The organism is Pseudoalteromonas sp. T1lg23B, assembly GCF_002964665.1.
Lineage (GTDB): Bacteria > Pseudomonadota > Gammaproteobacteria > Enterobacterales > Alteromonadaceae > Pseudoalteromonas.
In genome coordinates this window covers 284,727-304,886 of the sequence record NZ_PQBZ01000013.1, presented here as the reverse complement: position 1 = coordinate 304,886, position 20,160 = coordinate 284,727, and the positions used below count along the sequence as shown (strand labels likewise).

Here is a 20,160-nt window from a genome sequence, read left to right as displayed (position 1 = left end):
ACGCATGGCAATTAAATTAGGAATTATTTCCGACCCTATTAGTGGATTTAACATTAAAAAAGACACCGGCTTTGCCATGATGATGGCGGCGCAAGCTCGTGGTTATGAGCTTTACTACATGGAGATGGGTGACCTGTTTATGTATCAAGGTCATGCTAAAGCGACGGTGGCCAGGGCCAAGGTATTTGACGATGCAGCACATTGGTACGAACTAGAAGATAAACAGACCATTGAACTGGCCGATTTAGACGTCATCTTAATGCGCAAAGATCCTCCTTTTGATACTGAGTATATTTACGCAACATATATATTAGAGCGCGCAGAACTGGCCGGATGTTTAGTTGTAAACAAACCCCAGAGTTTACGAGATGCCAACGAAAAGTTGTTTACCGCCTGGTTCAGTGAACATACACCAGACACTTTGGTGACTCGCTCTCAAGCACAAATCAGAGAGTTTTTGACTAAGCATCAAGATATTATCCTCAAACCATTAGATGGCATGGGTGGGGCCTCTATCTTTAGAGTGAAGCAAGATGACCCGAATATCGGTGTGATCTGCGAGACACTCACCGAACATGGTCAACGCTTTGCTATGGCTCAACAGTATATCCCCGAAATCAAACAGGGAGATAAACGCGTTTTGGTGGTGGATGGCGAAGTGATCCCTTACTGCCTTGCACGTATTCCTCAAGGTGGTGAGACACGAGGCAACCTTGCCGCTGGTGGTCGCGGTGAAGCGCGTCCTCTAAGCGAAGATGATTTGAAAATTGCCGAGGCCGTTGCACCGACTTTAAAGGCCAAAGGATTACTATTTGTAGGTTTAGATATTATTGGTAATAAACTTACTGAAATTAACGTCACAGCACCAACGTGCGTTAAAGAAATTGAAGCAGCGTACGATATTTCAATTATGGACAAGTTTTATGATGCGATAGAAGTAAAACTCGCCCATACTAAATAAAATCACATAACGGGGCGACACATATGCAATCATTAGAAAACCATTTTTTAATCGCAATGCCCAGCTTACAAGACCCTTTTTTCAAGCACACAGTGACCTACATCTGTGAGCACAATGAGAATGGGGCGATGGGCCTAGTTGTTAACCACCCTATTGATGTTACAGTTGGCGAGTTACTCGACAAAATAGAGATCGACAACGACAAAACTACTCCAGCAGCGGCGCAACATGTCTTTGCTGGCGGTCCCGTTCATACTGATAGGGGGTTTGTACTGCATACCCCTAAGTTAGGTTATTCATCCAGTCAAGAGCTCAGCTCTGACATCATGATCACGACGTCAAAAGATGTATTAGCATCTTTGACTTCAAATAGCTGCCCAGATGCGTTTTTAATCACATTAGGATATGCCGGCTGGGAACGCGGTCAGTTGGAAAAAGAACTGCTCGAGAACTCGTGGCTAGTGATTGAAGCGGATCCTGCCATCATATTCAATACGCCTCCAGAACAGCGCTGGGAAAAAGCAGTGCAAATGCTGGGAATTGATGCAGCGCAGCTCAGCTCTCAAGCTGGTCACGCATAGAAGTAGATATGACAAAAAAAGAACAAGCTCGCCCAGGCGAGCGCACTATTATGGGGTTTGATTTTGGCACCACAAGCATTGGTATAGCTGTCGGCCAAGAGATAACCGGCACTGCGACCAGTTTAGGTGCCGTTAAGGCCAGAGATGGCATTCCCAATTGGTCAGAAATCGAGGCGCATGTTCATCAATGGCAACCCGATTTGTTAGTGGTCGGCTTACCGCTGAATATGGATGGCACCAATCAACAAGTCACTTTTCAAGCAAAGAAGTTTGCCAACAGATTACACAACAATTACCGTTTGCCCGTAGAAACCCATGATGAACGCTTAACTACCGCAGATGCAAAGGCAAGGCTTTTTGAACAAGGTGGCTACAGAAATCTCGGTAAAGGGAATGTTGATAGCATGTCAGCTGTCATTATTTTAGAAAGTTATTTTGAAAGTTTGTGGCAATAGGTGACACGCTTTTTACTGTGCCTTCAGCTCCTTCATTTTTGACCAATCCGGAATAAACCCAGCTTGAGCATAGGCTTTTTTAATGATGCCCTGTGCTCTTAGCTGTTTGAGTCCTTGTTGTAATGCAGCAAAAGCGCGCTCCCCCTCAGGGTGTAACTTAGACACAACAAAATGACGACTCCCATCCAGTAATACCACCCACTTAGGATGTGCAACAAGGTGGATTCCTTCCAGCTTGTACTCGTTGTTTTTACTTGGCATGAGTGGCATCAACATAAAATCTACCCATTTCATACTGACCATCCGTGCTTGTGCTACCCATTCATGTTCTATCACATGATTTTTTAGCGGTAACTGCTGTAAAGTACTCCAGTCAGTACGCCAGCGAGGCGTGCTGACTGCCGACAACGTTTTAAGCTCATCCCAATGGCTTAAATTTAGGACCTGATGATTATCCGGGGCATAAAAAATACCAGCATAATACTCACCATGTCGGATCACCGCTTCACTAATATAAACATGTTGTTCTAACGGCCGCGCATCAGCCAGCCAATAACTATCAAAGCTCAGTAACAACTTCCCCTGCTCTAATAGTTTGGTATTACGAAAATTTACATTACCCGTTTGATAAGTGAATTTTTTATCAAACCCACCTAACAATAAGGCTTTTTGTATCAGGACCATATCAACGACATCCCGACGTATGTAACCACCACTAAAATCATCAACGTCTAGGGGGGAACGGCCTTTTAAAAAGCGTTGATAGTCAGCAAATACATCATCACGAATGTACATCTGCACACTTTCGCTTTGCGTAAAGCCGGATATATGCCACCCCCAAAGCAAACAGCATAATAAATGGAGCAGCTTATTTTTTGTCCAGCCCATCTACCGTAACTCCTTGTAAGAAGCCTGCGCCTTGCTGTTCATTATTTTGCAGCTTGATCATTAATCTCAGATCATTCGGTGAATCAGCGTGATGCAATGCGTCTGCGTAATTAATACGTTGTTGTTTGTATAGTTCAAACAAGGCTTGATCAAAGGTCTGCATCCCCATATCTTTGGATTTGGCCATCGCTTCTTTGATGGAGCCTACATCGCCTTTTTTAATGAGTTCAGCCACCAATGGGGTATTGAGCAAGACTTCAATCGCAGCCACTCGCCCATCGCCTTTAGCAGCTGGCACAAGCTGTTGAGCCACAATGGCGCGCAGGTTGAGCGAAAGATCGTACTTTAACTTATCATGCTTTTCCTTCGGCACTAGGTGCATAATACGATCAATAGCCTGATTCGCATTATTTGCATGTAGCGTCGCCACACATAGGTGACCCGTTTCGGCAAAGCTCAGCGCATATTCCATGGTTTCCTGTGAGCGAATTTCACCGATTAAAATGACATCAGGTGCCTGACGCAACGAGCTTTTCAAAGCAGCCTCAAAGCTTTCAGTGTCTAGCCCAACCTCACGCTGAGTAACAATGCTTTTTTTGTGTTCATGGACAAATTCAATTGGGTCTTCGATCGTTAGAATATGACCTCTTTGATTACGGTTACGGTAACCTAACAGTGCGGCTAATGAGGTTGACTTACCGGTGCCGGTTCCACCGACAAACAACACCAACCCTCTTTTTGACATGATCACATCGGTTAAGACCGAGGGTAAGCCAAGCTCAGCAACATCAGGGATCTGTGTGATGATCCTGCGTATCACCATACCTGCACAGTCTCTCTGCCAAAAAGCAGATACCCTAAAGCGTCCAGCATCAGTAACAATTGCGAAATTACTCTCTTTATGAGCATGAAACTCCTGCTTTTGCTTGTCACTCATGATCGATTCCACCAGCATTAAAGCATCCTTAGCATCGATGCGCTCATCGCCCAGAGGCCTCAATTCACCATCGATTTTTGCACTGATAACCAACCCAGCAGACACAAATAAATCAGATGCTTGCTTATCAACCATCATCTGCAAATAATTACTTAACGTCATCGCTCTACTCCTCAATAGCCACTGGAGCCATGTTTATCTTGCGATCTACCATGTGCATCTTGCTGCGAAATCAAACCGCGATTCACCAAATTACTTAAGCATTGTTCCATCGTCTGCATGCCATGGATAGCTCCGGTTTGAATGGTGGAGTACATCTGTGGAATTTTATCTTCTCGGATTAAATTACGAATTGCTGGCACCCCTAACATAATTTCATGGGCGGCGATTCGACCACCACCAACTTTTCTGACCAACGTTTGTGAGATCACCGCTTGCAGGGACTCTGAGAGCATAGAACGGATCATGTCTTTCTCTTCACCGGGAAAAACATCAATAATACGATCTATGGTTTTTGGTGCTGAGGTCGTATGTAAGGTGCCAAATACAAGGTGCCCTGTTTCTGCTGCAGTCATAGCCAAACGAATGGTTTCTAAGTCCCGCAATTCTCCCACTAAAATCACATCAGGGTCTTCACGCAGCGCACTGCGTAAAGCCGCATTAAAGCTATGGGTATCACGGTGGACTTCTCGCTGGTTAATCAAACACTTTTGATTTTTATGTACAAATTCTATGGGATCTTCGATAGTTAACACATGATAATGTTGGGTGGCGTTAATATGGTCAACCAAGGCCGCAAGGGTCGTTGATTTACCCGATCCTGTTGGGCCTGTCACAAGTACCAAACCTTTACGATATTCCGCTATTTTGCGAAAAATATCTGGCGCGCCCAAATCATCTAGACTCAAAACTTGAGAAGGGATGGTACGAAAGACCGCAGCAGGACCGCGGTTAGTGTTAAATGCATTGACACGAAAACGAGCTAAGTTAGGCACTTCAAATGAGAAATCTACCTCAAGATTTTGCTCATAGTCTCTGCGCTGGTTATCATTCATAATATCGTACACTAGATTGTTTACATCTTTTGCTTCGAGCGCAGGAATATTAACGCGGCGCACGTCGCCATCAACGCGTATCATTGGCGATACGCCTGATGATAAATGTAAATCCGAGGCTTTGTGTTGCACACTAAAAGCCAATAACTCAGTAATATCCATGTATGACTCCACTACGAGCTGAAAAATAATATGGTTACAATAGCAGAACGCCTTATATCCGCCTACGCTCGCGTAGAAAAAGCCGCCCAACAACGTAAATCTGATCAACTTGATGATCAGCCTGTTACTATTTTAGCAGTTTCTAAGACCAAACCAGTTGAACTTATTGAACAAGCTTATATACATGGACAGCGCCAGTTTGGCGAGTCCTATGTGCAAGAAGCGGTCGATAAGATTATTCATTTAAAAGAGAAAAAAGACATTGAATGGCACTTTATTGGCCCTATTCAATCGAATAAATCCCGTTTAGTCGCTGAACACTTTAGTTGGGTACAAAGTGTAGACCGTGAGAAAATCGCCAGGCGTCTTAATGAGCAGCGCCCCAACAATCTCATGCCATTGAATGTGCTTATCCAAGTGAATATTAGCGAAGATGAGAATAAATCGGGCTGCCGCCTAGAAGATCTTGATCAACTTGCTGAATTTATCCATAACAGCCGTCAACTCACCCTCAGGGGTTTGATGACCATCACTGAGCAAACCGATGATAAAAATAAACAATTACAATATTTCCAGCAAATGAAAGCTTGCTTTGATAGACTAAAGGACCAATATCCTCAGCTAGATACTTTGTCGATGGGTATGAGTGGTGATTTAGAGCCTGCAATTGCTGCGGGCGCCACCATGGTACGTATCGGCACTGATATTTTTGGCTCAAGAAAATAAGGTAAGTACTCGCTATGTCTAACAAAACAATTGCATTTATCGGCACTGGAAATATGAGCTACGCCATTATTGGCGGCATGATCAAAAACGGCTTTGCACCACAAAGCATTATCGCCACCAACCGCAATCAAGACAAACTTGCTAAAGTGGCTGCCGACTTCCAAGTACAAACCACCTCTGATAATAACCAAGCCCTAAACGATGCCGATGTTATTGTATTGTCTGTCAAGCCACAGATGATGGCTGAACTTTGCCAGAGCTTCCAAGATTCTGGGATTGATTTTAGTAATAAACTATTTATCTCTGTTGCCGCAGGCATTACCGTGAGCAGACTCAGAGAAATGCTCTCACACCCAGTTAAGATGGTGCGCTGTATGCCAAATACACCTTGTCTATTAGGTCGAGGCGTGTGTGGCTTGTATGGTGAAGATATCAGCAGCGAAGAGCGTGAATACGTTACTCAAGTGTTTTCAGCAACAGGCATCGCCAGTTGGGTTGAACAAGAGTCACAGATTAACGACGTGATTGCAGTGACAGGCTCATCACCGGCATACTTCTTTTTATTTATGGAAGCAATCGAGGAAAAAGCCAAAGCGCTTGGCTTTAGTGATGAGCAAGCTCGCCAGTTAGTGCAGCAAACAGCGCTAGGTGCAGCAGAAATGGCGGTATCACAACCCGATATTAGCATCGCACAACTGCGTGCCAACGTTACCTCTAAGGGCGGCACAACCCATGCAGCGGTTGAGCATTTAAAATCTCAAAATTTACATGCAACGGTAGCCGGCGCAATGGACGCTTGTATTGCCCGAGCTGAAGAAATGGAACAGGAAATATAAGGTTAATCTATGAACGCCATGCAATTTTTAATTGGGATCATTTTTGATCTATTCTTAATGGTCGTATTATTGCGATTCTGGCTACAGTTGGTGCGTGCGGATTTTTATAACCCGCTGAGCCAAACCGTAGTGAAGGTGACTTCGTTTGCGGTCAACCCGCTGCGTAAAATCATTCCCGGCGTTGGCGGATTAGACTTAGCGTCTTTGTTGCTGGCGTTCATGGTAGGCTTTGCTAAAGTTTCTTTATTGATGGTGCTTTTTTACGGTGGCTGGAACCCTCTAGGCGCACTAATCAATGGCGCCATCACAGTACTCAAAGAAGCATTTTCTTTGGTATTTTGGATCTTAATTATTAGAGCCATAATGAGTTGGGTAGTGCAGGGCTATAACCCTATCGCAGCAGTTTTCGATCAGTTAACCGAGCCTATGCTACGACCTATTCGCAAAGTCATCCCTCCATTAGGTGGATTAGACTTATCGATTTTGGTGTTGCTCATCGGCATGCAGTTTTTACAACTGCTGGTGATGGACTTACTCACTTAGGAGCAATACATCATGAAAAAATATCTATCACTGGCCTTGTTACTATTCGTATGTGCTTTCGCACAAGCGCTCTCGGAGCAAGGTGGTCAATTCAAAAATTTAGGTCCATGGCAAGTGCACTACATCGCATTTCCTTCGACCTTTCTTCAGCCTAATATTGCCAAAGCATATGGCTTAGAACGCAGCAATTATAAGGCGACAGTGAACATATCAGTGTTGAAGAATACCGCTGAGAAGCAAGCACAAAAGGTACGCCTAACGGGTGAAGCTAGAAACCTGCTTGGTAATAAACAAGACTTGGAATTTAAAGAAGTCATTGACGGAGATGCAATCTATTACCTTGCACAAATTGATTTCAGTAACGAAGAAACTTATCGCTTCAACGTGACCATTTCACAGGGCAATACTCAGCAAGTATTGAACTTTCAACAAAAATTTTATGTGGATTAAACCAGAATGCCCCAACAAGTAGTCTTGGCAACAGGTAACCAAGGTAAAGTAAAGGAGCTCGCTAGTATGTTAAGCGAGCTCAAAATTGAAGTCTTACCACAAAGCCAGTTCAATGTCCCTGATGTGGCAGAAACTGGCACCACCTTCGTGGAAAATGCCATTATAAAAGCTCGCCATGCTGCAAAAATAACGGGGCTCCCAAGTATCGCAGATGATTCAGGGTTAGAAGTCGACGCCCTAAATGGTGCTCCTGGGGTATATTCAGCACGCTATGCGGGCGCTGGTGCCCGTGATCAAGACAATATAGATAAATTACTGGAAGAACTTGGTGATAGTCCAAATCGTAGCGCCCGTTTTTGGTGCGTTTTAGTGTATATGCGTCATGCAAACGACCCAACGCCAGTTATTTGTCAGGCCAGCTGGGAAGGACAAATTACCATGCAACAGCAAGGTCGAGAAGGATTTGGCTATGATCCGGTGTTTTTCGTGCCAGAGCAAAACTGTACCAGCGCCGAGCTCAGCAAAGATCAAAAGAATGCTCTTAGCCATCGCGGTCAAGCGCTTAGCATGTTGTTAAGTCAATTGCAGGCCAGTGTGTGAAGCTTCCTCCTCTTAGTTTATATATTCACGTCCCATGGTGTGTACAGAAATGCCCTTACTGTGACTTTAATAGTCACAGCTTAAAGGGAAAAATTCCTGAGCAAGAATATGTACAGCATTTGTTGGACGACCTGAAAGCCGATTTACATCTTGTACAAGGCCGAAAACTTCACAGTATCTTTATTGGCGGAGGCACCCCTAGCCTACTTTCAGCGAATGCATATACTCATTTGTTATCACAAGTACGCACACTTATTCCTTTTGAAGATGAGATTGAAATCACGCTAGAGGCCAATCCTGGAACGGTTGAAACAGACCGCTTTGCACATTATGTTGAAGCAGGTATCAATCGTATTTCAATTGGCGTACAAAGCCTACAAGCAGATAAACTTAACGCCTTGGGCCGAATTCATGGTGAGCAAGAAGCAATTAATGCTGCACATGAAGCACGTAAAGCTGGGTTAAGATCGTTCAACATGGACTTAATGCATGGCTTACCGAATCAAACCCTAAGCGATGCGTTGAGTGATCTACAACGCGTTATAGAGCTAGACCCGCCACATATATCTTGGTATCAACTAACCATTGAGCCTAACACCCAGTTTGCTTCCAAACCCCCCATATTACCGCAAGATGAGATCCTTTGGGATATTCAAGAGCAAGGCCAGGAATTGTTAGCCAAAGCTGGATATCTACAGTATGAAATTTCTGGATACGCTAAATCAGGCTATCAATGTAAACACAACCTCAATTATTGGCAATTTGGCGATTATCTCGGGATCGGATGTGGTGCCCATGGCAAAATTACCCAACCACATAAGCAGCAGATCTTACGTACTGTCAAAGTAAAACATCCTCGTGGTTATATGGATTTGAGCAAACCTTATCTTTACCAGAGTTGGCAAGTTGAAGAGCAGGACAGACCCTTTGAGTTTTTTATGAATTGTTTCCGCCTACAGCAGCCATGCTCAAAGCAAGACTTCATTGATTTTACAGGACTGCCATTAGAGTGTGTTGCAGGCAATATTGCCGACGCCGAAGCTAATGGTTTGTTGCTAAATCAGGCCCATTCATGGTTAGTTACAAATAAGGGCCACAGGTATTTAAATGACCTGCTACAATCGTTTGTTTAGAGCTGAGACAATCCTCTTTTCTGAAATTAAGAATTTAAGACTGAGCAGATGTGCTCATGAATAACAAAAAAGGTAAAACAATGCGTAAACTTACTGTTATTGCTGCCGCTATCAGCGTAGCACTATTGGGTGGCTGTCAGCAAACAGCTGAACAGCCAGCACCTCAACAACAAGTTCAACAAGTTGCTCAAAGCGAAGTTGAAAAAGCAAATGCTTTTTTTGAAGAAGTATTTATGCGTAATGTCATGCGCAGCCCTGTTTATCAAACCTACATGGGTATCAAACAAGATTACGATAAATGGGATGACGAAAGCGAAGAGCGTCAACTTGAAGACCTAGAGCTTACGAAAAAAGATTTAGCAACGCTTAAAAGCATTGATCGCAGCAAGCTAGATGCGTCAACGCAAGTAAGTTACGATTTAATGCAACAAAACCTAGAAGATGAAATTGCTGACTTTAAATGGCGTTATCACGACTACCCTGTTAACCAAATGTATGGCACGCATTCAACTGTACCAGCATTTTTAATCAATCAGCACCAGATCACTAACCAAGAAGATGCATTAGCATACATTTCACGACTAAACGGCGTTACTAAGGTATTTGATCAATTGATTGAAGGCTTAGAAGTTCGAGCTAAAAAAGGCATCATAGCACCTAAGTTTGTGTTCCCTCACGTCATTGGCTCTAGCAAAAATATTATCAAAGGCGCGCCATTTGAAGCGGGTAAGACTCAACCCTATTGGCTGATTTCAAGCGTAAAGTAAACAAATTAGACATTGACCAAGCTGAAAAAACAAAGCTAATTGCACAAGCAACAGATGCTCTGAAAGCAGCTGTAAAACCTTCGTATAGCAAACTTATCAACTACTTAGAGCAGCTTGAAAAGCGTGCCGATGAACGTGATGGCGCGTGGAAGTTCCCAGATGGGGATGACTTCTACAACACCATGCTTGCGCGCACCACAACGACAGATTTAACCGCTAAAGAAATCCATGAAATCGGCCTAGCTGAAGTCGCTCGTATACATGATGAAATGCGCGAAATTAAAGACAAAGTTGGCTTTAAAGGCGACCTAAAGGCATTCATGGAGTTCATGAAAACCGACAAACAATTCTACCTGCCGAATAATGATGAAGGTAAAGAGTTGTATTTAACCCAAGCTAAAGACTTAATTGACAACATGAAGTCGCGCTTAGACGAACTGTTCATCGTTAAACCAAAAGCAGACATGATTGTTAAACGTGTAGAAGCATTCCGCGAAAAAGCAGCAGGTAAGGCATTCTATCAACAGCCTGCGCCAGATGGTTCTCGTCCTGGTATCTACTACGCAAACCTCTATGACATGGAAGCAATGCCGACTTACCAAATGGAAGCGTTGGCGTACCATGAAGGGATCCCTGGACACCACATGCAAATTGCTATTGCACAAGAGCTTGAAGGCGTACCTAAATTCCGTAAGTTTGGCGGTTACACCGCGTACATCGAAGGCTGGGGCTTATACTCAGAATTAGTACCAAAAGAAATGGGACTTTATGAAGACCCATACTCAGATTTTGGTCGTCTTTCGATGGAGCTTTGGCGAGCATGTCGCTTGGTTGTTGATACAGGCATCCATGCGATGAAATGGACTCGCCAAGAAGGTATTGATTATTACATAAACAATACCCCTAATGCCGCTTCGGATGGTGTTAAAATGGTAGAGCGTCACATCGTTATGCCTTCGCAGGCAACTTCCTACAAAATCGGTATGCTGAAAATTCTTGAGCTTAGAGAAAGCGCAAGACAAGAGTTGGGTGATAAGTTTGATATCCGCCAGTTCCATGATGTAGTTCTTAAAAACGGCCCTGTACCGTTAAATGTACTAGAGCGTTTTGTGGCCGATTGGGTTGCAAGTAAAAAAGCTTAATACACGTTTTTGATATTTAAAAAGGCTGCTTAGGCAGCCTTTTTATTTTACGACTATGAGGGTTGCTCGTTACGCCTGCCTTTTTTGGCCGCTTCGGTCATCCGATATTGAGTACTCGATAAAACAACGTGTACACATGCCCCCCCATGCGCAGGACTCTGTATTTTAAACTCTCCTTTGAGTTTCTCTGTTACAAGGTGGTAAATCACACTCAAGCCGAGCCCCAACTTACCAAAGTGCCCCCTCGTTTCCATGTGCGATCCAGAAAAAATCGCTAGCAACTCACTGTCAATCCCGGCACCATCATCTTTGAAATATAGATGCACAAAGTCATTCACCACCATTGCTGACACGACGATGTTTAGAGGCTTTCCCTCTTGTTTCGCATGTTTCACACAATTGCCAATACAATGGTGATAAATTTGCTCAAACACAGCTGGATAACTTTTCAGTTGCAAAGATTTGGGGATCTCAAAGCTAACATGGCACTGATGGGCCGCTAACTCTGGTTCATGGCGCGCGAAAATATCTTCGATTAATTGCTTGAGATTAAATTCTCTTTCTACATCAAACTGGTGGTAATTGGCTATTTGGTTAAAGTCATCAATCACCGCGTAGGTGTGTGCAAGCTCCCTATCTAATTGAGACAGGATCTGCTGTAACTTCGCTAGTAATTGAGCAACTTGCTCTTCACTGAGATCCCCGCCTGACAGTTTGTTACTAAGAGTCGTGAGTCGCCGGTGATGTGTTGCAGCATGTTGTACGGACATTTGCAAAGATTGTGAGAAACCTTGTACCATGCTGCCGAGAGTGGCAACTTGCGCTTCTTCTACAAACTGTGCGTGAGCCTGTTCTAATCTAGTTGCCAACACCTCAACAATTTTAAGCAATTCACCTAACGGCGCTTCTGCCGCGATTTTGCCTACATGATGAGAAGGTAAAGTGTAAGCCTGATGATACTTGGCATCATTTAACACCTGCTCGGTGAGTAAGATGCCATGATGAAGCTTTGTGTAGAGGCAATACAGTCCCGCGCCCCAAATCAAGGTTACAAAACTTAGTAGCAACAGCAACCAACTATCCAACCACACATTTTGACTATGCTGTTCAGTTAGCTTATTCGCGTATTGAGAAAATAACTCGTTTAGCTGATGACTCTCGGTAATCAACTTCTGCTTAAGTAGGTCATCGGAGGTAAACGAACCATTTAACATCGCTTTGACCGCATCTGAGACCACGTGTTGCTGAATGTTAAATTGTGCATTCAAGCGACTCGCTAACTCCGTGGCAGAGCGTTGTGATAGCTCATCAACTGTTTGTTTTAGTTGATTGATTGCATTGCTATATTCAGGAAAGTTTGCGGGGTCAATTAACACTTGAGCATAACTCTGTTGCACTTGATTGTAATCACTACGTAGCAATTTTTGATGTTGCACTACATTTGCCATCTGAAACACCGACGTCCCCAACAAACTAATAACAGTAATGCTGAACACGATGCCAACAGCTAAGACCATTCGATAGATCAATTTCTCGCGAATAAGTTGCACTAATTCAATCTCTATTTAGACGTTTTACATAAGCTTAGTAAATAATAGGTTTATCACCAATCAACGACTAGCTCTGCTAAGCTTAGTGAACATGTTGTAGGTATGATTGAGTTTTATGGCATTGAGCAATAAGCACAGTAGCAGCCAGATAGATCACCGTCGTCGAGCGTTTACACGAAAGGCGGCCTATGTCGTCGCAAGCTGCGCAATGCCTTATGATTTATTGGCAAATGAGCGGTGCCAGCAGAAAACTCTCGAAGAACTAGAGAAGTGCCGTCGAGCTAACTTTAACATGGTATTTGCCTCTCCCTACGACACACATCAGTGGCGCGCCTCTCCACATATGCACCAACAGCTCAAAAATAATATTGAGTACTTTAGCGAAGGCAAAATATATCTCGATACTTACCATAACGGCGCGCTCGGCGTGGGTACAGAGTTAGCCGTGCATACTGCACGAGGGGCTATTCAGGCGGCTTTGATTTCAGTGTCCAACCTCACCCCCATTTTACCCGCACTAGATATACTCAATATTCCATTTTGGTGCGCAGGACAACAACAATATCTTAATCTTATTTCATCAAAAACATGGCAAGATCATGTGCTTAATAAGATACACAAACAAGGCAAGCTCAATATATTGATGCACTACTTGCCTGGCGCACGTACCGTCACATCCACTAAGCGCTATGGTGCAACCATAAAAACCCCAAAAGATATGCAAGACATTGTATTTCGGATCCCAGCTAGCAAGGTACTCAATCAATTTTATGATTTATGTGGCACCCGCCCCGTGCAAGTTCCTTGGAAGAAGGTCGCCACTCTAGCTGAAGGTGGCCGCATAGAGGCTTTGGACCCTTCTATCGTTGGGTTGTTTAATGGACCTAATGAACTGAGAAAACACCTAGGTGTCATTTCAAAAATTGATAGTGTACAAGATGGCTGGCTACTGGTTGTTAACCAACCATGGTTTAATGCGCTGCCGCTAAAACTCCAACATGCCTTGCACGATGCAGCAAATAAGACCTTTAAAGAACATCTAGAGCAACAACCAAGCATTGCACAATACTGTGAGCATGGTTTGAAAAAATTAGGCACTGATATCTATCAGCCCAATAAAGAGGAAATAGCCCAATGGCACGCGCTTGCAGGCCCAGATCAGCCACAATGGCTTCCTTTCAAGCGCGCATTGCTTGGGAGTGAAAAACTGTTTATGCAATTCTTTGCTGCAGCTCAAAAATAACTAGGCCGTTATACCTAGTAATTTTACTCTTACTTAGCCTTTCGCTTGTTTCCACCCACTTTAGGCTTGGTGTTGGCTTTTTTGAACTGACTAAATCCAGTGTGTCTGGTCAATGCAGTACGGCCGCGAGAGGCTTTAGTGCGTTCTGTACGACCTTCATCAGGCACAAGACAGTTCGGCCCTTTACCTATCAAATTTGCCTTACCCATGCTGCGTAAAGCTTCACGGATCATTGGCCAACCCGATGGATCATGATAACGCAAAATGGCTTTATGAAGACGCCTCTGACGTGCACCTTTGGGCACTGACACCTGCTCAGTGTTGTTCTTGATATTTCGCAACGAGTTCATTTGCGTATGGTAAATGGTGGTCGCATTGGCCATAGGAGAAGGATAAAAGTTCTGAACTTGGTCTAACTTAAAGTCATTAGCTTTTAGCCACAGCGCCATATTCACCATGTCTTCGTCTGTTGTACCAGGGTGTGCCGAAATAAAATACGGGATCAGATACTGTTTTTTCCCAGCTTCTTTTGAGTACTTATCAAAAAGTTCCTTGAATTTATCATAAGCCCCCATGCCGGGTTTCATCATTTTAGACAGCGGCCCCTCTTCGGTATGCTCTGGCGCAATCTTTAAATAGCCACCAACGTGATGTGTTACGAGTTCTTTAACATAGCGAGGGTCTTCAATAGCCAAATCATAACGCACCCCTGAAGCTATTAAGATTTTTTTAACCCCTTTTACATCACGGGCCTTGCGATACAACTCGATAGTCGGCGTATGATCTGTGTCCATATGCTTACATATATCAGGATATACACAAGACAAGCGGCGACATGTACTCTCAGCTTTTTTGCTCTTACAGCGTAACTTATACATGTTTGCCGTCGGACCACCCAAGTCAGAAATAACACCGGTGAAGCCCGGTACCTTATCTCGGATTTGTTCAATTTCATCAATGATGGATTGCTCTGAACGGCTTTGAATTATTCTGCCTTCATGCTCAGTAATCGAACAGAAGCTACAACCACCAAAACAGCCACGCATAATATTAACGGATGTTTTTATCATCTCATAAGCAGGAATTTTCGCATCCCCATAGCTTGGATGCGGAACACGTTGATACGGCAGACCGAACACCGCATCCATTTCATCGGTTTCCAACGGAAATGCCGGTGGATTAACCCATACCGAGCGATCCCCGTGGCGTTGAAACAGCGCTCTGGCACATCCTGGATTGGTTTCTTGATGCAAAATTCTTGAAGCGTGTGCGTACAGAGGTTTGTTAACACTTACTTGCTCGAAGGCTGGCAATTTTACGTAGACCTTTTCCCAGGGCTTCAAACGTGGCGGCTGTACTGTAATCGGTTTTGCCGCCTCCGCTGATAAATCGATCCCCGCCTTTGCAAATTCAGATTTACTACAGCCTACATCATCCGCACCGTAAGGATTTGGAATAGGATCAATTTTACCCACTTTGTCTATTGCAGTTGAATCACTGCCTCGCCATTCAGGTAGCGGTGTTTTACGGATCACTGCAGTGCCACGTATATCTTGAATATCTTCTATTTTATCGCCCTTGGCGATACGGTGTGCCACTTCCACCAGCGGACGCTCAGCATTGCCGTATATCAGTATGTCAGCCTTGGCATCGAAGATAATGCTGCGACGCACTTTCTCCTGCCAATAATCATAGTGGGCAATACGTCTAAGACTTGCTTCAATACCACCAATCACCAATGGCACGTCTTTATAGGCTTCTCGACATCTTTGGCTGTACACAACGACCGCACGATCAGGACGCTTTCCCCCTACGTTACCTGGGGTATACGCATCATCATGTCGCATACGTTTTTCAGCAGTATAGCGGTTGATCATGGAGTCCATGTTACCAGCGGTCACTCCATAGAACAGATTAGGCTTACCAAGACTCATGAAGGCTTCTTTACTCGACCAATCTGGCTGAGCAATGATCCCCACTCTGAACCCTTGCGCTTCGAGCACCCGTCCGATCACAGCCATACCAAAGCTCGGATGATCGACATAAGCGTCACCTGTCACTAATACAATATCGCAGCTATCCCAGCCCAATTGATCCATTTCTTCACGGGTGGTAGGTAAAAAGGGAGCCGTACCATAGCATTCTGCCCAATATTTTGGGTAAGAAAACAACGGACGTTCAGCTTTGAGTGCACTCATAGTGACAGCCTAGAGGATAAAAAGAGGCGAATTATAGCCTAAATGCCTTCAACCACAAAACATAGATTGTCCGCCGTGGCTTCAGACAACCGTCAGTAGCGTGATAACTGGCTTCATTAGTCTGCCACTTTGGGCTTATAGCTTTTTAAAAATGCCATTAACTCGTCGCTTGGCATGGGCTTAGCGTACATGAACCCTTGTACTTCATCACATCCCATTTTTTTCAACACATCACTTTGCGCTTGGGTCTCTACACCTTCAGCAATGGTTTTACGACCAAGGTGACGACCCAAAGATATCACCAGCTCTGCGATCGCTCCGCTATCGTTATCTGGAATATCTTTGATAAATGCTCTGTCTATCTTTAATCGAGAGAAAGGCAGCTTTTGTAGGTAACTGAGTGATGAAAAGCCAGTTCCAAAATCATCAATGGCAACTTCAACTCCTAACTCTTGTAATTCTGTCAGAGTTTCTACTACCGCGCCGACCTCATCCATTACAACACTTTCTGTCACTTCCAATTCGATAAAGCGGGGCTCTACGTCATAATCCAAAAGCGTTTCTTTCACCGTTTGCGCATAGTTGGGCACCTTAAACTGAGGCACAGACACGTTTACTGCGATACTGATTGGCTTACCCATAGCGGCCAATTTTTTCTGTTGTTCACATGCCTGTTCAAGTACCCATTGCCCAATATCAACAATAAGTCCTGCATTTTCAGCAAGAGGCACAAAAATTCCAGGAGAAATATATCGACCATTGTCTGATGGCCAGCGCAATAAAGCTTCACACCCCGTTACCTCAAAGGTTTTGAAACACAACTGAGGCTGATACCAGACCTCGAGCTTGCGTTGCTCAAAATCTTGTCTTAATTGGCGAATAAGGCCTAACTTCCAAGCCATTTTCTCTTCAAGGTCAGAGGTATACCAACCAACTACCTGATTTCCTTGCTTTGCCTGATTAAGTGCTATGTAGGCAAGTTTGAGTGTTTCTAGACCGTTACAAGCAAAATCATCTTGCTCACACACCCCTACTCTAAAGTGAATTGACAAAACGTGCTCGTTTACTTGATAAGGCGTAAGCAGGCTGTCTATGAACAAACGCTCATCAAAACCTAATCTGGGCAACAGCATGGCAAAAACGTCAGCCCCAATGCGCGCCAGCAGCTCAGCCTGAGGAAACTCTTGCTCAAGGCGATTCATCACAGCCAATAATAATTGATTGCCAACCTCCTGACCCAAGCCATTATTAATATCAGAGAACTGGGCTATATCGATTAAAACCAGCAAGAGGTTACTATCTTGATTTTTGTAGTACTGCGCGATTTTATCGGTAAAGCAAGCTCGATTTGGTAACTTCGTGAGCGGATCCTTATAAGCGACATCGCGTAACTCATTAAATAGCTTAATGTTATCTAAACCAATACTGACATTGGCTAAAAAGATTTCCATAGACTGCAATTGAGAGTCTGTCGGCTGAATATCTAGCTCTAAATAAATCGCTGCACTGCGGTTTTTACCTTGAAGCAACACGGTAATATCGTGTTCCGTTTGTTGGTGCTGTGCACTATCAAAGCAATTTTGTACCTGCATGATAACGCGACCATTGTCCAGCTGCTCTAGTCCTTGACCAAACGACTCTTGAAAGTGGGTGGTCCCACCTAATACGACAATCCGCTTGTCATTACCCAATTGTCCGCTAACAATCCCATAAGGCTCGCTGCCCAAAATTTTGGCTAATTGCGTCACGACAGCAAGGCTAAACGTGCGAATGTCATTATGACCCAAAATACCTTTGATAGCGTCGAGGATAGATGCCAATGCTAGGCTTTGCGCTTCTAGCTCACATATTTGACGATACGAACGTACAGCAGTCATCATGGAAGTCACTAATTTACTGCGCGTTAGCTCCGTCTTCATTTTATAATCATTGATGTCGTAGTCGCGGATCACTTGCTCTTCTGGCGCGTGTCCTGGCTGGCCAGTACGTAAAATGATGCGCACATTTTCATTTTTTAGTTCATCACGCACACGTTTTACGACAGTTAAGCCTGCATCGTCAGTCTCCATCACCACGTCCAGCAACATCACACATATTTCTGGGTTATGGATCAACGTTTCAATGGCTTCTTTACCGCTATACGCATGATGAAAGCGCAACGTGCGCCCCCAAAACTCAACGCCTGACAATGCCAATGTTGTAACTGAATGAATTTCAGGGTCATCATCTACAACAAGGATATCCCACGCGGCTCCACTGACCTCGACTTCTTGTGTGTCATCATCATGATCTAAAAACAAAAAATCATCTTGCTCAGACGCCATTTTTTATCCTTCAATTCACTACTTCGCTTTATTATGTTTCAAGCTTAAGTTTACTAACCCATTTACCATCATACGAATTGTGGTACATTTTTACTATCAGATATAACTTTCATATATACATGAAATATTATAGTCGATGTTCAACCACTTGCGTGTTGGATGTTGTCAACAGTGTGACAGGAGACAGCCATAAAAATTCTCATTGGTTTAATTAAGGTATTGTTACTCACCAGCTTGTTATTTGTGCTGGTTGGTTTGCTTTTGCCTCATAAGTATCATTTAAAGCAACAAAAGACCTTTCTAACCACAGATATCCAACAGCTTTCTCCCTTATTCGACTTACAAGTATGGTCACGACTCATGCTATGGGATCGGATGCAAGGCACCACCGATATCCTTATATCAACTCCTAGTACCGGTGTTGGTGCTCATGCAACCATTCAACACCAATTTGGCAATGCAGAAATTACCATTACCAAAAATAAAGCTCAGGGCATACACTTTTCGGTGCTGATTAACAACGAGCACACAGCCACAGGGCAACTCACCCTTGTGCCACTTGAAAATGCAGTCTCCGTCCAGTGGTACCTCTCAGGCGTCATTCATTCCACCATATTTGGCGGCTACATGGCACTGTATGTGGAATATTATGTACAACAACTAATGATCTCAGGGTTCAATAACCTACAAACAGAACTTAAATTGCGAGCCTCTACATGACTGTAAAAAATGCCCAAGCTAAAGCGAGCTTAGCCTCCTTAATCGAAGAGAAACTCGGATTTACGATGGTTAAAAGTCGTGACTTTGGCGCGAGAAATGCCTCAGATAACAGCTATAGTGCGCAAGGAACCATGCCTATTAGCTATTCTGTACGAAGTGATGACAGCATCTTAAAACGAGCCTTAAAACGTCAACAACTCAACAAAATACAGCGCCAATATAATATTGAACAAATTACCGCCATGGCTTTAAGTGTATGTCCCGATGTTACGAGTCAAGGGCGTCCAGACCCCGACTGGCTAGAACACTACATTGTACTGGCTGAAGATATCGCCAATCAAAACATGCAAAAACTGTGGGCAAAAATTTTAGTCGGTGAAACCGTTTCTCCAGGTACTTTTTCGATCAAAAGTTTACAAACACTAAAACAAATGACGCAACGAGAGGCCTCCGCACTGCAAAAATGTGCTGGACTTTGCGGCTACCTAGAAAAAGAGGACAGCTATCTAATTTTGTTAGGCTATTATAAAAAACCCTCATTTTTTGACTTACTCAGAAAAGGCAACAAGGAATCTATCAACCTCGGTAATGCAGGTCTGAGTTTTCCCCATATATTAACCTTAATGGATATCAACTTGCTGTATCGCAAAGAAATTGAGTCCGCTAGCCTAAAACAAGGCCAACCTATACAATTTTCTTTTAACAGTAAGAAGCTCACCTTAACTCCGAAAAGTAATGAACTGGTACTAAGTTATTACAAGTTAACACAGACCGGAGATGAATTAAAAAAGTTGGTCAGCTCACCCATCAACAAGAAATATAAGCATCTGTTGGAGCAAGCGTTAGTAGAGGAGTTTGAATGTCAATGGAGCTAATATGATGGTTTAAC

Annotated in this window: 18 protein-coding genes and 1 pseudogene; 13 read left to right on the top strand and 6 right to left on the bottom strand. The window is 43.7% G+C overall.

From position 1 onward, the window contains the following. Nucleotides 1–4 precede the first annotated feature (4 nt). From gshB to ruvX, 3 genes are read left to right on the top strand one after another with little or no spacing between them, the layout of a single operon-like run. Complete coding sequence (gshB, locus tag C2M32_RS04970) at nucleotides 5–961, top strand: glutathione synthase (protein ID WP_105167394.1); 957 nt, start codon at nucleotides 5–7, stop codon at nucleotides 959–961. A 23-nt stretch (nucleotides 962–984) separates the two neighbouring features. Continuing rightward, nucleotides 985–1,542, top strand: coding sequence for a YqgE/AlgH family protein (locus tag C2M32_RS04965; protein ID WP_105167393.1), 558 nt, complete (start codon nucleotides 985–987; stop codon nucleotides 1,540–1,542). Between the two features lie 8 nt (nucleotides 1,543–1,550). Next, on the top strand, nucleotides 1,551–1,997 hold the full coding sequence (gene ruvX / locus C2M32_RS04960) for a Holliday junction resolvase RuvX (protein WP_105167392.1): 447 nt from the start codon (nucleotides 1,551–1,553) through the stop codon (nucleotides 1,995–1,997). A 12-nt stretch (nucleotides 1,998–2,009) separates the two neighbouring features. On the opposite strand, the gene C2M32_RS04955 is transcribed toward ruvX, so the two are convergent. The 3 genes from C2M32_RS04955 to C2M32_RS04945 are packed head-to-tail and all read right to left on the bottom strand — an operon-like array spanning nucleotide 2,010 to nucleotide 5,039. After that, on the bottom strand, nucleotides 2,010–2,885 hold the full coding sequence (locus C2M32_RS04955) for a hypothetical protein (RefSeq protein ID WP_105167391.1): 876 nt from the start codon (nucleotides 2,883–2,885) through the stop codon (nucleotides 2,010–2,012). After that, nucleotides 2,866–3,984: a PilT/PilU family type 4a pilus ATPase gene (locus C2M32_RS04950; RefSeq protein ID WP_105167390.1), complete on the bottom strand. Its 1,119-nt coding sequence runs from the start codon at nucleotides 3,982–3,984 to the stop codon at nucleotides 2,866–2,868. The genes C2M32_RS04955 and C2M32_RS04950 overlap by 20 nt, the downstream gene beginning before the upstream one ends. 11 nt (nucleotides 3,985–3,995) lie before the next feature. After that, the gene (locus tag C2M32_RS04945) at nucleotides 3,996–5,039 is read right to left on the bottom strand and encodes a type IV pilus twitching motility protein PilT (protein ID WP_105167389.1); all 1,044 of its coding nucleotides are present in this window, start codon (nucleotides 5,037–5,039) and stop codon (nucleotides 3,996–3,998) included. A gap of 30 nt (nucleotides 5,040–5,069) precedes the next feature. On the opposite strand from C2M32_RS04945, the gene C2M32_RS04940 reads away from it, so the two are divergent. The 7 genes and pseudogenes from C2M32_RS04940 (at nucleotide 5,070) to C2M32_RS04910 (ending at nucleotide 11,236) form a co-directional block, all read left to right on the top strand. Beyond that, nucleotides 5,070–5,765 carry a YggS family pyridoxal phosphate-dependent enzyme gene (locus C2M32_RS04940; protein WP_105167388.1) on the top strand — a complete coding sequence of 232 codons (696 nt, stop codon included), beginning with the start codon at nucleotides 5,070–5,072 and terminating at the stop codon, nucleotides 5,763–5,765. 14 nt (nucleotides 5,766–5,779) lie between these two features. Further along, complete coding sequence (proC, locus tag C2M32_RS04935; protein ID WP_105167387.1) at nucleotides 5,780–6,601, top strand: pyrroline-5-carboxylate reductase; 822 nt, start codon at nucleotides 5,780–5,782, stop codon at nucleotides 6,599–6,601. 9 nt (nucleotides 6,602–6,610) lie between these two features. After that, nucleotides 6,611–7,144: a YggT family protein gene (locus C2M32_RS04930; RefSeq protein ID WP_105167386.1), complete on the top strand. Its 534-nt coding sequence runs from the start codon at nucleotides 6,611–6,613 to the stop codon at nucleotides 7,142–7,144. Nucleotides 7,145–7,156: 12 nt separating this feature from the next. Continuing rightward, the gene (locus C2M32_RS04925; RefSeq protein WP_105167385.1) at nucleotides 7,157–7,594 is read left to right on the top strand and encodes a DUF4426 domain-containing protein; all 438 of its coding nucleotides are present in this window, start codon (nucleotides 7,157–7,159) and stop codon (nucleotides 7,592–7,594) included. 6 nt (nucleotides 7,595–7,600) lie between these two features. Then, nucleotides 7,601–8,194 carry an XTP/dITP diphosphatase gene (locus C2M32_RS04920; protein WP_105167384.1) on the top strand — a complete coding sequence of 198 codons (594 nt, stop codon included), beginning with the start codon at nucleotides 7,601–7,603 and terminating at the stop codon, nucleotides 8,192–8,194. Then, the gene (gene hemW / locus C2M32_RS04915) at nucleotides 8,191–9,327 is read left to right on the top strand and encodes a radical SAM family heme chaperone HemW (protein WP_105167383.1); all 1,137 of its coding nucleotides are present in this window, start codon (nucleotides 8,191–8,193) and stop codon (nucleotides 9,325–9,327) included. The genes C2M32_RS04920 and hemW overlap by 4 nt, the downstream gene beginning before the upstream one ends. 80 nt (nucleotides 9,328–9,407) lie before the next feature. Next, nucleotides 9,408–11,236, top strand: a pseudogene (locus C2M32_RS04910) (DUF885 domain-containing protein). A gap of 53 nt (nucleotides 11,237–11,289) precedes the next feature. Here the strand turns inward: C2M32_RS04910 and C2M32_RS04905 are convergent. Beyond that, nucleotides 11,290–12,786 carry a sensor histidine kinase gene (locus C2M32_RS04905; protein ID WP_234401223.1) on the bottom strand — a complete coding sequence of 499 codons (1,497 nt, stop codon included), beginning with the start codon at nucleotides 12,784–12,786 and terminating at the stop codon, nucleotides 11,290–11,292. A gap of 115 nt (nucleotides 12,787–12,901) precedes the next feature. On the opposite strand from C2M32_RS04905, the gene C2M32_RS04900 reads away from it, so the two are divergent. Then, complete coding sequence (locus C2M32_RS04900) at nucleotides 12,902–14,029, top strand: TRAP transporter substrate-binding protein (protein WP_105167381.1); 1,128 nt, start codon at nucleotides 12,902–12,904, stop codon at nucleotides 14,027–14,029. A 29-nt stretch (nucleotides 14,030–14,058) separates the two neighbouring features. On the opposite strand, the gene C2M32_RS04895 is transcribed toward C2M32_RS04900, so the two are convergent. Then, nucleotides 14,059–16,227, bottom strand: a complete 2,169-nt coding sequence (locus C2M32_RS04895; protein ID WP_105167380.1) for a YgiQ family radical SAM protein — start codon at nucleotides 16,225–16,227, stop codon at nucleotides 14,059–14,061. A gap of 116 nt (nucleotides 16,228–16,343) precedes the next feature. Continuing rightward, complete coding sequence (locus C2M32_RS04890) at nucleotides 16,344–18,551, bottom strand: bifunctional diguanylate cyclase/phosphodiesterase (protein ID WP_105167379.1); 2,208 nt, start codon at nucleotides 18,549–18,551, stop codon at nucleotides 16,344–16,346. A 261-nt stretch (nucleotides 18,552–18,812) separates the two neighbouring features. Here C2M32_RS04890 and C2M32_RS04885 point away from each other — a divergent pair, with 261 nt between their 5' ends. Next, the gene (locus tag C2M32_RS04885; protein ID WP_158678138.1) at nucleotides 18,813–19,271 is read left to right on the top strand and encodes a hypothetical protein; all 459 of its coding nucleotides are present in this window, start codon (nucleotides 18,813–18,815) and stop codon (nucleotides 19,269–19,271) included. After that, nucleotides 19,268–20,146: a TIGR03899 family protein gene (locus C2M32_RS04880; protein WP_105167377.1), complete on the top strand. Its 879-nt coding sequence runs from the start codon at nucleotides 19,268–19,270 to the stop codon at nucleotides 20,144–20,146. The genes C2M32_RS04885 and C2M32_RS04880 overlap by 4 nt, the downstream gene beginning before the upstream one ends. The last annotated feature ends 14 nt before the right edge of the window (nucleotides 20,147–20,160 follow it).